Origin of the sequence: Streptomyces sp. NPDC090077 (assembly GCF_044747545.1) — a bacterium.
Classification (GTDB): Bacteria; Actinomycetota; Actinomycetes; order Streptomycetales; family Streptomycetaceae; genus Streptomyces.
On the sequence record NZ_JBIVEG010000063.1, the window covers coordinates 1 to 10,790 of the forward strand.

The 10,790-nt window shown below is 74.5% G+C and carries 12 protein-coding genes; 4 read left to right on the top strand and 8 right to left on the bottom strand.

All coding sequences use genetic code 11. The features are described from left to right. Nucleotides 1-164: 164 nt before the first annotated feature. Complete coding sequence (locus ACIPW5_RS39660; RefSeq protein ID WP_401256327.1) at nt 165-857, bottom strand: copper homeostasis protein CutC; 693 nt, start codon at nt 855-857, stop codon at nt 165-167. A 110-nt stretch (nt 858-967) separates the two neighbouring features. On the opposite strand from ACIPW5_RS39660, the gene ACIPW5_RS39665 reads away from it, so the two are divergent. Then, complete coding sequence (locus ACIPW5_RS39665) at nt 968-1,630, top strand: hypothetical protein (protein ID WP_401256330.1); 663 nt, start codon at nt 968-970, stop codon at nt 1,628-1,630. A gap of 87 nt (nt 1,631-1,717) precedes the next feature. Further along, on the top strand, nt 1,718-2,935 hold the full coding sequence (locus tag ACIPW5_RS39670) for a Cmx/CmrA family chloramphenicol efflux MFS transporter (RefSeq protein WP_401256333.1): 1,218 nt from the start codon (nt 1,718-1,720) through the stop codon (nt 2,933-2,935). Nucleotides 2,936-2,968: 33 nt separating this feature from the next. Here the strand turns inward: ACIPW5_RS39670 and ACIPW5_RS39675 are convergent, their stop codons facing one another. Both ACIPW5_RS39675 and ACIPW5_RS39680 read right to left on the bottom strand, forming a co-directional pair. Next, complete coding sequence (locus ACIPW5_RS39675; RefSeq protein ID WP_401256336.1) at nt 2,969-3,241, bottom strand: DUF4031 domain-containing protein; 273 nt, start codon at nt 3,239-3,241, stop codon at nt 2,969-2,971. Between the two features lie 7 nt (nt 3,242-3,248). Next, nucleotides 3,249-3,626, bottom strand: a complete 378-nt coding sequence (locus tag ACIPW5_RS39680; RefSeq protein WP_125604175.1) for a hypothetical protein — start codon at nt 3,624-3,626, stop codon at nt 3,249-3,251. Nucleotides 3,627-3,791: 165 nt separating this feature from the next. Here ACIPW5_RS39680 and murQ point away from each other — a divergent pair, with 165 nt between their 5' ends. Both murQ and ACIPW5_RS39690 read left to right on the top strand, forming a co-directional pair. Beyond that, nucleotides 3,792-4,736 carry an N-acetylmuramic acid 6-phosphate etherase gene (gene murQ, locus ACIPW5_RS39685; protein ID WP_401256340.1) on the top strand — a complete coding sequence of 315 codons (945 nt, stop codon included), beginning with the start codon at nt 3,792-3,794 and terminating at the stop codon, nt 4,734-4,736. Nucleotides 4,737-4,761: 25 nt separating this feature from the next. Then, nucleotides 4,762-6,243 carry a PTS transporter subunit EIIC gene (locus ACIPW5_RS39690; RefSeq protein ID WP_401256343.1) on the top strand — a complete coding sequence of 494 codons (1,482 nt, stop codon included), beginning with the start codon at nt 4,762-4,764 and terminating at the stop codon, nt 6,241-6,243. Here the strand turns inward: ACIPW5_RS39690 and ACIPW5_RS39695 are convergent, their stop codons facing one another. The 5 genes from ACIPW5_RS39695 to ACIPW5_RS39715 form a co-directional block, all read right to left on the bottom strand. Then, the gene (locus tag ACIPW5_RS39695) at nt 6,244-6,465 is read right to left on the bottom strand and encodes a hypothetical protein (protein WP_401256346.1); all 222 of its coding nucleotides are present in this window, start codon (nt 6,463-6,465) and stop codon (nt 6,244-6,246) included. Nucleotides 6,466-6,575: 110 nt separating this feature from the next. Continuing rightward, nucleotides 6,576-8,006, bottom strand: coding sequence for a PQQ-binding-like beta-propeller repeat protein (locus ACIPW5_RS39700; protein ID WP_401256349.1), 1,431 nt, complete (start codon nt 8,004-8,006; stop codon nt 6,576-6,578). 47 nt (nt 8,007-8,053) lie between these two features. Continuing rightward, nucleotides 8,054-8,749: a beta-glucanase gene (locus ACIPW5_RS39705; RefSeq protein WP_401256352.1), complete on the bottom strand. Its 696-nt coding sequence runs from the start codon at nt 8,747-8,749 to the stop codon at nt 8,054-8,056. Nucleotides 8,750-8,927: 178 nt separating this feature from the next. Next, nucleotides 8,928-9,599: a hypothetical protein gene (locus tag ACIPW5_RS39710; RefSeq protein ID WP_401256354.1), complete on the bottom strand. Its 672-nt coding sequence runs from the start codon at nt 9,597-9,599 to the stop codon at nt 8,928-8,930. A 306-nt stretch (nt 9,600-9,905) separates the two neighbouring features. Continuing rightward, nucleotides 9,906-10,526 (bottom strand): phosphoribosylanthranilate isomerase, encoded by a 621-nt coding sequence (locus ACIPW5_RS39715; protein ID WP_401256357.1) that lies wholly within the window; start codon nt 10,524-10,526, stop codon nt 9,906-9,908. Nucleotides 10,527-10,790: the final 264 nt, after the last annotated feature.

A 10,790-nucleotide genomic window follows, 5' to 3' on the forward strand; every position in this document is an offset into this window, starting at 1 on the left:
AGCCTCGCCGGCGTTTGAGGCGCGGGGGTCTGGGGGCGGAGCCCCCAGGGAACGGGCGAAGGGCGGGTAGGGGACCTCGCCCCGCGCAGCGGCACCGCCGCCCCGCACCCGACGCCCCGTACAGCCCGGCCAGAGCCGCACCACCGCCCGGCCAGGGGTAGCGGCTAGGCCAGGGCCGCGCGCCATTCCGCGACCGCCGCCGCGGAGACCGGCCGGTCCCACCCGGAGGGACGCGCCGCGCCGCCGATGTGGAACCCGTCGATGCCCGCCTCCCGCAGCGCCGGCAGGTGGGACAGCGCCAGGCCGCCGCCGACGAGGATCCGCGGCCCGTACCCCGGCTCACCGCGCCGGCCCGCCGCGGCTTCCGCCAGCAGCACCGGGAGCCCGTCCTCGACGCCCCCGGCCGCGCCCGCGGTCAGGTACGTGTCCAGCCCCGGCAGCTCCGCGAGGGCCTTGCGCAGGCCGTCCCGGTCCGCGGCGCGGTCGATCGCGCGGTGGAAGGTCCAGCGGCAGCCGTCCAGCTCCGCGGTCACCGCCTCGACCGCGTCGAGGTCCGGGCTGCCGTCCGGGTGCAGGAAGCCGAGGACGAACTCCTCCGCGCCCTCCGCCCGCAGGCCCCGCGCCGCCTCCACCAGCAAGGAGACGTCGCCCGCCGCGAACCCTCCGGACGTGCGGAGCATCACGCGCAGCGGGATGTCGACCGCCGCTCTGATCGCCGCGAAGGTCTCGCGCGACGGGGTGAGCCCGTCGGCGGCCATGTCGGTGACCAGTTCGAGTCGGTCCGCCCCACCTGCCTGGGCGGCGACCGCGTCCTCCACGTCGAGGGCGATCACCTCCAGGAGCGCACGGTTGCTCATGTGATCCCATCCTTCGGAAAGCTCGCGGAAATAGGTCTAGTCCAATATCCAGGGTACGGGCCGCACCCCGCGCTCCACCAGCAGAATCACGTCACCGCCACAATGTCCGCATGGACACGCCCGAGACGACGCCCGAGACGACGCCCGACACCGCCGCCCTGCGCGCCCGCTGGGACGCGACCGCCACCGCCGCCGGCGCCACCCGCGACCCCGCCCCGTACGCCGACCGCCTGCTCGCCGCCTGGGCCGAACCGCAGCGCCGGTACCACACCACCGTCCACCTGGCCGACGTCCTCGCCCGGATCGACGCGCTCGCCGGGCACGCCGCCGACCCCACCGCCGTCGAGCTCGCCGCCTGGTTCCACGACGCCGTCTACCGCCCCGACCGCTCCGAGAACGAGGAGCGCAGCGCCGCCCTCGCCGAGCGCGCCCTGCCCGAGCTGGGCGTCGGCCCGGACCGCACCGCCGAGACCGCCCGGCTGGTGCGGCTCACCGTCACCCACGACCCCGCCCCCGGCGACACCAACGGCGAGGCCCTCTGCGACGCCGACCTCGGCGTCCTCGCCGGCACCCCGGAGGCGTACGCCGCCTACGCCGCCGCGGTCCGCGCCGAGTACGGCTTCGTCCCCGACGAGGCCTTCCGCACCGGCCGGGCCGCCGTGCTGCGACAGCTGCTCGCCCTCCCCCGCCTCTTCCGCACCCCGTACGGCACCGCGCACTGGGAGGCCCCGGCCCGCCGCAACCTGGAGGCCGAGCTGGCCGCCCTGACCTGACATACGGGAGACCGCACGGGAATGCGTCCCGGTTCGGGGCGGTTCGGGTAGTACATGCCCGCAGCCTCCGAAAGACCACAGTCCCGTATGCCCGTGGCCGTCTACGTCCTCGGCCTGTCCGTCTTCGCGCTCGGCACCAGCGAATTCATGCTGTCCGGCCTCCTGCCGCCCATCGCCGACGACATGGGCGTCACCATCCCGCAGGCCGGCCTGCTGATATCCGCCTTCGCGATCGGCATGGTCGTCGGAGCGCCGCTGCTGGCCGTCGCCACCCTGCGCCTGCCGCGCCGCACCACCCTCGTCTCCCTCATCAGCCTCTTCGGCCTCGGCCAGGTGGCGGGCGCGCTGGCCCCCTCGTACGCGTTCCTCTTCGCCTCCCGCGTGGTCTCCGCCCTCGCCTGCGCCGGGTTCTGGGCCGTCGGCGCGGCCGTCGCCATCGCCATGGTCGACAAGGACCAGCGGGCCCGCGCCATGGCGGTCATGATCGGCGGCCTGTCCATCGCCAACGTCCTCGGCGTCCCGGCCGGCGCCTTCCTCGGCGAGCACTTCGGCTGGCGCTCCGCGTTCTGGTCGGTCGGCGCCGCCTCCGCCGTCGCCCTGGCCGGCATCCTGGCGCTGATCCCGAAGATCCCGCTGCCCGCCGAGAAGCCCCGCCTCCGCCGCGAGCTGGGCATCTACCGCGACCGCCAGGTGTGGCTGTCCATCGGCGTCACGGCCCTGGCCGCGGGCGGCGTCTTCTGCGCCTTCAGCTACCTGTCGCCGCTGCTCACCGACGTGGCCGGGCTGGACTCGAAGTGGGTGCCGTGGATCCTGGGCCTGTTCGGCGTCGGCGCGCTGATCGGGACCACCGTCGGCGGACGCATCGCCGACGCGCACCTGTTCGGGGTGATGCTCTGGGGCATCACCGCCTCGACGGTGTTCCTCGGGGCCCTCACCGTGCTGGCCTCCAGCGCGGCCGCCGCGATCGCCCTGTCGTTCCTGCTCGGCGTCTCGGCGTTCTTCACCGCGCCGGCACTGAACGCCCGGATGTTCAACGTCGCCGGCGCCGCCCCCACCCTCGCCGGAGCCACCACCACCGCCGCGTTCAACCTGGGCAACACCGGCGGCCCCTGGCTGGGCGGCACGGTCATCGACGCCGGCTTCGGCTTCTCCGCCCCGGCGTGGGCGGGCGCGGCCATGACCGTCACCGCCCTGGCCCTGACCGCCCTCGCCCTCCGCCTGGAACGGCGCACGCCGCCGCACGGAACCCGCGTCGTCGCCGGATCGGGCCCGGTCGAGGTGCCGGCGGACGCCGTCAGCAGGTGAACGGCATCGCCCGCCCCGGACCGGCCCCCGCGTTCAGGCCACGGGCGGGCGATGTTTCGGCCGTCGCAGACCGGCCTCGGTGAGGCGGCGGACCAGTTCCTTGCTGCCGATCTCCACCGCGCCCGCCGCGACCGCGTCCGCGTAGCGGTACGAGGGCACGTCGTAGTGGTCCCGTTCGAAGGCCCGCGGGGGGCAGCCGATGTCCGCCGCGAAGGCGTGCAGCTCCTCGTACGAGACGTCGCTGACCAGGTGCGACCACAGGCGGCCGTGGCCCGGCCAGACCGGCGGGTCGATGTACACCGTCACCGGCGGCTCACCGGCCCGGGTGGAAGACCGGGCCGAGGCCGCCGACGGCCGCCACCCGCACCCCGGCCTCGGAGCACACCCAGTGCGGGTCGGGCCCCAGTTCCGGTTCCACGTCCAGCGCGTGCGGGTCCCCGTGCGCGCAGACGGGGCACAGCGGCCAGCGCCCGTACTTCTCCAGCAGGGCGTCCTTCACGTCCTGCGCGACGAGTCCGGCGAGGTAGTCGACCCCCTCCGGCCACTGCTCCACCCACCACCGGCGGTGCGTGACCGAGTCCTCGACGAGGGATACGACATCGGCGTCGGCGACCTCACCTGCGGCGAGATCGGCGAGAACGAGCGCACGGGCGACATGCAGCGCCTGCTCCAGGGGGGTCGCGTGGTCCATGGGGACATTGTGAACCCGGACCGGCCGCCAAACGAAGAGCCTCTTTACATATATTTTGCCCAGATTGCGACGTTTTTTGGAGATTCGCGACCCCCGACCCGGCGCACCGCCCCCGGTGGGGCGTGCCTTCTTGCCCGCGGCCCCGCCGGAAAATAGGTTCCAGCCGTGAGCGAGAACCGCACCACCGCGTACGCCGACCTCCGCGCGCAGCTCGACACGCTGACCACCGAGGCCTTCCGCCCCGAGCTCGCCGAGATCGACCGGCTCCCCACGCTGGACATCGTCCGCCTCATGAACGCCGAGGACACCACCGTCCCCGCCGCCGTCGCCGCGCAGCTGGAGCCCATCGCCGCCGCCGTCGACGCGATCGCCGAGCGGATGGCCCGCGGGGGCCGGCTGGTCTACGCGGGCGCCGGTACCGCCGGGCGGCTCGGGGTGCTGGACGCCAGCGAGTGCCCGCCCACCTTCAACACCGACCCGGCGCAGGTCGTCGGCCTGATCGCGGGCGGCCCCGGCGCCATGGTGCGGGCCGTCGAGGGCGCCGAGGACTCGCGGGAGCTGGCCGCCGAGGACCTGGCCGCCCTCCGCCTGACCCGCGACGACACCGTCGTCGGCGTCTCCGCCTCCGGCCGCACCCCGTACGCGGTCGGCGCCGTCGAGTTCGCCCGTACCCGCGGCGCGCTCACCGTCGGGCTGTCCTGCAACGCCGGATCCGCCCTCGCCGCCGCCGCCGAGCACGGCATCGAGGTGGTCGTCGGGCCCGAGCTGCTCACCGGATCGACCCGGCTGAAGGCGGGCACGGCCCAGAAGCTCGTACTGAACCTGATCTCGACGGTCACGATGATCCGCCTCGGCAAGACGTACGGGAACCTCATGGTCGACGTGCGCGCCACGAACGAGAAGCTGCGCGCCCGCGCCCGCCGCATCGTCGCGCTGGCCACGGGCGCCCCCGACGCGGAGATCGAGGCGGCGCTCGCCGCGACGGGCGGCGAGGTGAAGGACGCCGTCCTCGTCGTCCTCGGCGGGGTCGACGGGCCCGAGGCCGCCCGGCTGCTCGCCGCGGCGGACGGCCACCTGCGCGACGCACTCGCCCGAGCCCTGACCCGGTAGACGCCCTCCCACGCAAGGCGAGCACATGTCCCCTGACGAGCACCGCGCCACCGCCGCCGCGATCCTCCCCCTGGTCGGCGGCCCCGACAACATCGAATCCGTCGCGCACTGCATGACCCGGCTGCGGATCGGCCTGCGCGACCGCTCCCTCGTCGACGACGCGGCCCTGCGGGCCGTGCCCGGGGTGCTGGGCGTGGTCGAGGACGACACGTACCAGGTCGTGCTGGGGCCGGGGGCCGTCGCCCGGGTCACGCCCGCGTTCGAGGCTCTGGTGGAGGAGGGACGAACGACCCCCCATCAGGCCGTTTCCGCCGGGGACCTCGCCGAGCGGGGCGCCGCGCTGAAGGAGGCGCGGAAGGCGCGGAACGCCACCCCGTTCAAGCTCTTCCTGCGCCGCCTCGCGAACGTCTTCGTCCCGCTGATCCCCGCCCTGATCGGCTGCGGGGTCATCGCGGGCCTGAACGGCCTACTCACCAACCTCGGCTGGGCCCCGGCCGTGGTCCCGGCCCTCGCGGCGATCGCGTCCGGGTTCATGTCGCTGATCGCGGTCTTCGTCGGCTTCAACACCGCGAAGGAGTTCGGCGGCACCCCGGTCCTCGGCGGGGCCGTGGCCTCGGTGATCGTCTTCCCGGGGGTGGCGAAGATCGACGCCTTCGGCGAGCACCTCTCCCCCGGCCAGGGCGGGGTCCTCGGTGCGCTGGCCGCGGCCCTGCTCGCCGTGCGCGTGGAGCGGTGGTGCCGGCGCCGGGTGCCCGGGACGCTGGACGTGCTGGTGACGCCGACCCTCACGGTCCTCGTCACGGGGCTGGTCACCCTCTACTGCCTGATGTTCCTCGCCGGGGAGGCCGCCGCCGCGATCGGCGCCTTCGCGAACTGGCTGCTGGCCGCCGGCGGGGCCGTGGCCGGGCTGGTCCTCGGCGGGCTCTTCCTGCCGCTGGTGATGCTGGGGCTGCACCAGGCGCTGATCCCCATCCACACCACCCTCATCGAGCAGTCCGGCCACACCGTCCTGCTGCCGATCCTCGCCATGGCGGGCGCGGGCCAGGTCGGCGCGGCCCTCGCCGTGTACTGCCGCCTCCCCCGCAACGGCTCGGTCCGCAGCACCATCAAGTCGGCGCTCCCTGCGGGCCTCCTGGGGGTGGGCGAGCCGCTGATCTACGGGGTCTCGCTGCCGCTGGGCCGCCCGTTCGTCACCGCCTGCGCCGGCGGAGCGGCGGGCGGGGCCTTCGTCGGGCTGTGCAACCAGCTGGGCGTGGCGTTCGGCTCGACGGCCATCGGCCCGTCGGGCTGGGCGCTGTTCCCGCTGCTGGACGGCACGGCGGGCCTGGGCGTGACCGTCGCCGTGTACGCGGGCGGCCTGCTGACCGGCTACCTGGTCGGCTTCGCCGCGACGTGGTTCTTCGGCTTCACGAAGCAGATGCTGGCCGACCTGGACACCGACGCGGGAGCCGCCGCCCCGCCCGGCCCGGCCGGACCCGCCGAGGCGAAGGAACCGGTCCCGGCCTGATCAGCCGCTGCCCGCGCGCCCGTGCAGCACGGCGGCCAGCCGCAGCGCGGTGTCGATGTTGCAGCGGCCCAGGTCGACGAGCGGCAGCCCGTACGACCCGGCGGCCGAGACCCGCTCGACGTCCAGGGACGGAAAGACCACCCCCACCCCGTGGAGGGCGTCCTTCAGCTGTCGTACGGCCTCTTCGGCCGCCCGCATCCGCTCCTGCGGGGTGAACGTCATGACGTGCCGCCTCTCTCCTGCGGGGGTTGGGGTCCGGCACACAGAGTGGCGATCATGGGCGCGGCCTTCAACCGGCCCCCCGGCCCGCCCGGGCCGTCCGACGGCCCGGGTCACCAGCCCCACACGGGCCTGACCTCGAAGGTCGGGAACAGTTCGTCGTCGGCGTCCAGGTTGACGAAGACGTAGGCCCCGGGCGGACCCGGCCGGAACGTGAAGCGGCTGCCCAGCGGCATCTCGCGCAGGACCGTCGCCTCCTCCCGGCGCCCGCCGTCGTCCCGGCCGAGCCGTGTGAGGTACGTCCACCAGTGGTCGGTGGAGACCACGGCGAACTCTCCCGGCTGCTGCGCGACCGCCAGCCCGAGGACCCGCTCCTTCCCGAAGCTCGTGTGCCAGGCGCGCCGGCCGTCGGTGAGGGAGTACGCGGCCACCCCCGACTTCTTCCCGGCCTGCACCGCGCTCACCAGCAGGCCGCCCGTCACCAGCGGCTCCCCTTCCAGGCCTGCGGCCGCCACCTCGCCCCGTATCCGGCCCCCGGCGTCGAAGAGCAGCACCGCGTCCGTACCCAGCGCCACGGTCTCCTTGACCCGGACCGCGAGCGGCTCCGCGGAGAGCACGCGCAGCTCGGACAGCGGGCTCGCCGTCGGCAGGGCGGACTCCCACGCGCGGGCTCCGGTACGGGCGTCGACGGCCACGACCCGCGCCCTCGCACCGCCCCCGCACTCCTCGACGTACACGGCCTGCTCCCCGGCCCCGTCCACGGCCCCGACCCGGCAGTCGGCGGCGACGGGCGACCGCCAGCGCTCCCCGCCCTCGCGCAGGTCGAGGCCGAGCACGGCGTCCGGCTGCGCCAGGACGGCGGTACCGCCGACCACCGCCGCCGGCTGCCCGGCCGCTTCCCGGGTCCAGAGCCTGCGCCCCTCCGTCAGCTCGACGGCCGTGACCCGCGCGCCGCAGCCGCGGGCGCCCTCCTCGTGAACCAGGAGCCCGACGGCGGACGCGGTGGCGCGGCTGAGCCCGCAGAGGGGAGCACGCTCCGGGGCGGGGAGCCGCCAGCCCCTGCGCCCCTCGCCGTCGAAGGCGACGAGCCCGTCCGCACGGGCCCGTACGAGCAACCCGCCCGCCGCATCCGGCAGCGCCCACACCCCCACCGGCTTCGCCTTCCCCGAGCCGTCGGCGATCTGCCAGCCGGAGACGTACATCTGCGGGCCGCGCATCCACTCGTACGCCCGCCACCCGGGCCACAGCGCGGCCGCCGCCACGGCCCCGGCGACCAGGACACCCAGCCAGGACCGGCGCCGCGCCCCCCGCGGGACGCACGCCCACAGCGCCGCCGCGGCGACCGCGAGGGCCGGCGTGAACAGCACCAACCGGCCCATGCCGCGCGGGCAGGAGCGGGAGCCGCACTCGTTGCCGGGCATGTCGACGAACGTGAGCTTCCAGAACAGCACGAAGTACATCAGCGCCACCGCACCGAACGCGGCGGCGGCGCAGACCGACAGCAGCCCGAAGAGCCGCCGCGGCAGTGGTGTTCCGTTGTCCATGATCCCCCCGGCCGCAGCCTAACGACCGGGGCCGGGCGGGTACGGCACTACGCCCGCTGCACGCGCAGTTGGGACACCTCGTACGACATCTCGGTGACGCCCGGCCGGGGGGCGGGGTGGTAACGGCCGGCGCAGACCGACAGGTTGACGATCAGGTACGCGTGCCAGCCGCGGCCGACGCCCCGGCCGTCGGAGTAGACGCGCCGACCGTTCACCCACCAGATGACGGACCAGCGGCCGAACTCCACCTTCAGGTCGACCCACGCGCCGGGGCGGACGGCCGGGTCATGCAGGTAGCGGTGGGCCTCGCGGACGTGGTTGGACAGTTCCAGCAGGTCGGGGTTGTCGGGGTGGTACTCGAAGACGTCGATCTCCTGGCCGCCGTCCCGCCAGGTCCAGATGGCGGGCCAGGCGCCCATCTCCTCCGGCAGCCGGACGCGGGCCTCCAGCACGTCGCCGGTGCGGACCTCGAAGCCCTCGTCGCTGCCCTCGGTGGTGAGCAGCCCGGCGTCCCAGTTCCCGTCGGGGCGCAGGGTCGCGCGGAAGGTGCCGGTACGGCTGTAGGCGGGGTCGGCGGTGAGGTGGTCGAGCTTGTTGTCACCGGGGTTGACGGGGCCGCCGTGGGGATAGGCCCAGGAGCGGCCGGCCACCCATTGGGTGGTGGAGGTGAAGTCGGCGGTGAAGACGGAGGAGGGGCGGCGCGACGCCACGCGCCGCAGCCATGCGACTGGTTGCGGGAGCATGCGGTACATATGCCCGGAAGGCGCCCGGAAACAACCCCAGTTCTTACGGAGCGTAGTAGCACGACAGCGCTCCGGAGCCGTCGCACCGCGCATCCCCCTTGCCGGACCGGCGTTACGCACGCCCCCCCCCGGTACCGGGATGCCGGGGGGCGTGCGGACGGGGAGGTGTGACGGCCGGTCAGGTCCCGGGCGCGCACGTGAGCGTGAACGTCAAAGAGTCGGCCACGTTGTCCGCCGAGAGGTTGACGACCACCTTGGGGGCCGGCTCCGTGGGCGCGGCACGCGTGGGGGACTTGACCACGAACGGACCGGTCGGGGTCTCCGGGGCGTTGAACTTGAGGGACGGCGCGGCCTGCTTGCCCTGGCCCGACCAGAAGTAGTCGACCTCGCCGGTTCCCGTACCGGTGAACTTGCCCTGGAACGTGACGCTCTGCGGCTTGGAGCAGTCGACCGCTGCGGGAGTGGTGGACGCGCCCGTGATATCCGCGTCGGTGATCCGGACCTTGACGGGCGCGGGCGGTCTTGGATCCTTGATGCAGCCGGTCGTCCGCTCGTTCTTGCCCCAGCCGCTCTTCACGGTGTAGGCGCCCTTCTTGACGTCCTCTTCCGTGACGGAGCCCGCACCATCGGCGTTGCGCTGGAATTCCTCCGGGCCCGAGACCCTGAGCAGCTGACCACCCCTGAAGCCGGTCATCACCAGGTCGTACTCGACGGGATTCGTACCAGGGGCCACCACGAGCTTGCAGGCCCCCTGGGGGGCGGGGGCGGCCTGAGCCGCCATCGTGGACGGCATGGCAACCGCGGTGACCAGGAGCGGGGCGAGAAGTGCATAACGGGCACGCCTGTTCATGCGTTCCCTCCTTGCCGGGAAAGCCTTGACGGGTGAAGCGGACATCTCGGTAGCACGAGGGCGCCACGGGGCAGGGGCAAGGAGCCAAAGGTCAGGGCCGGAGGCCGGGGCCGGGGGCCGGGGGCCAGGGCGTGACGGGTGGGGAAGGAGGGCGCAGGGCCTCGCCCGCCCCGATGCGCCTGCCCGGGCCGGTCGGTTCACCGGTCCGATTCCGCAGCCCCCCGGGAGCGACGTCCTGTTACAGGCTAGCTCCGCGGCTTGAGGGCGGCATGCCGAGCCGCTCACGGCCGCCGACCACCTGTTCGTTCACCCGCGCGACGGGCCCCGCGCCGCCTCGATGAAGGCGCGGATGAGCTCCGGGGACTTCACCCCGCGCTCCCGCTCGACCCCGCTGGAGACGTCCACGCCCCAGGCGCCGGTCGCCCCGAGGGCCTCCCGCACGTTGCCCGGGTTCAGCCCGCCGGCCAGCAGCCAGCGCCCCTCGGGCGCCGTGAACTGCTCGGACCCCCAGTTCCAGGGCTTGCCGGAGCCGGGGTCGGGGGCGTCGATGAGGAGCAGGTCCTCCCCGTACTCGCCGCAGCGCGCGACGTGCTCGGCGGTGGCGCGCAGCAGCGTACGCCCCGGCGCACGCAGGAGCGCGTAGTACTCGGCGGGTTCGTCGCCGTGCAGCTGTACGCCGCGCACGCCGCTCTCCTCGGCGAGCCGGCGCACCTCCTCGACGGGTTGCCCGCGGAACACCCCGACGGTCAGCACCCCGTCCGGCACCCGGGCGGCCAGCTCCCGCGCCGGCGCGGCGTCGACGGTCCGGGGACTGCCCGGGGCGAACACGAACCCGACGGCATCCGCCCCGGCCTCCACCGCCACGTCCACGTCGTGGGGGGTCTTCAGCCCGCAGATCTTGACGAACACGCTCTTCCCGTCGCTCATGCCCGCAAGTCAACCAAACGCCGCTCTGCCGCGCCGATACGTCCACCCTCCGGGCGGCCCGCCCGGCCCCGGGGCTCAAGCCGCGAGAGTCCGAGCGCTTTGTCTGTGGAATGGGTGGTGGGCGGAGCCCACCACCACCCCCCCCCCCCCCCCCCCCCCCCCCCAAACCCCGCCGGGGGGGGGGGGGGGCCCGGGTTGCCACCCAGGGCCACAAGCCCCCACCTTGGGGGGGGTAACAAAAAAAGGCCCCCCCCGGGGGGCCAC

Bases quoted from the DNA above. Each gene is read 5' to 3' on its own strand.
- ACIPW5_RS39660 (WP_401256327.1), bottom strand. From the start codon at position 857: ATGAGCAACCGTGCGCTCCTGGAGGTGATCGCCCTCGACGTGGAGGAC.
- ACIPW5_RS39700 (WP_401256349.1), bottom strand. From the start codon at position 8,006: ATGGACAACGGAACACCACTGCCGCGGCGGCTCTTCGGGCTGCTGTCG.
- ACIPW5_RS39705 (WP_401256352.1), bottom strand. From the start codon at position 8,749: ATGCTCCCGCAACCAGTCGCATGGCTGCGGCGCGTGGCGTCGCGCCGC.
- ACIPW5_RS39665 (WP_401256330.1), top strand. From the start codon at position 968: ATGGACACGCCCGAGACGACGCCCGAGACGACGCCCGACACCGCCGCC.
- ACIPW5_RS39680 (WP_125604175.1), bottom strand. From the start codon at position 3,626: ATGGACCACGCGACCCCCCTGGAGCAGGCGCTGCATGTCGCCCGTGCG.
- ACIPW5_RS39670 (WP_401256333.1), top strand. From the start codon at position 1,718: ATGCCCGTGGCCGTCTACGTCCTCGGCCTGTCCGTCTTCGCGCTCGGC.
- ACIPW5_RS39690 (WP_401256343.1), top strand. From the start codon at position 4,762: ATGTCCCCTGACGAGCACCGCGCCACCGCCGCCGCGATCCTCCCCCTG.
- ACIPW5_RS39695 (WP_401256346.1), bottom strand. From the start codon at position 6,465: ATGACGTTCACCCCGCAGGAGCGGATGCGGGCGGCCGAAGAGGCCGTA.
- ACIPW5_RS39710 (WP_401256354.1), bottom strand. From the start codon at position 9,599: ATGAACAGGCGTGCCCGTTATGCACTTCTCGCCCCGCTCCTGGTCACC.
- ACIPW5_RS39715 (WP_401256357.1), bottom strand. From the start codon at position 10,526: ATGAGCGACGGGAAGAGCGTGTTCGTCAAGATCTGCGGGCTGAAGACC.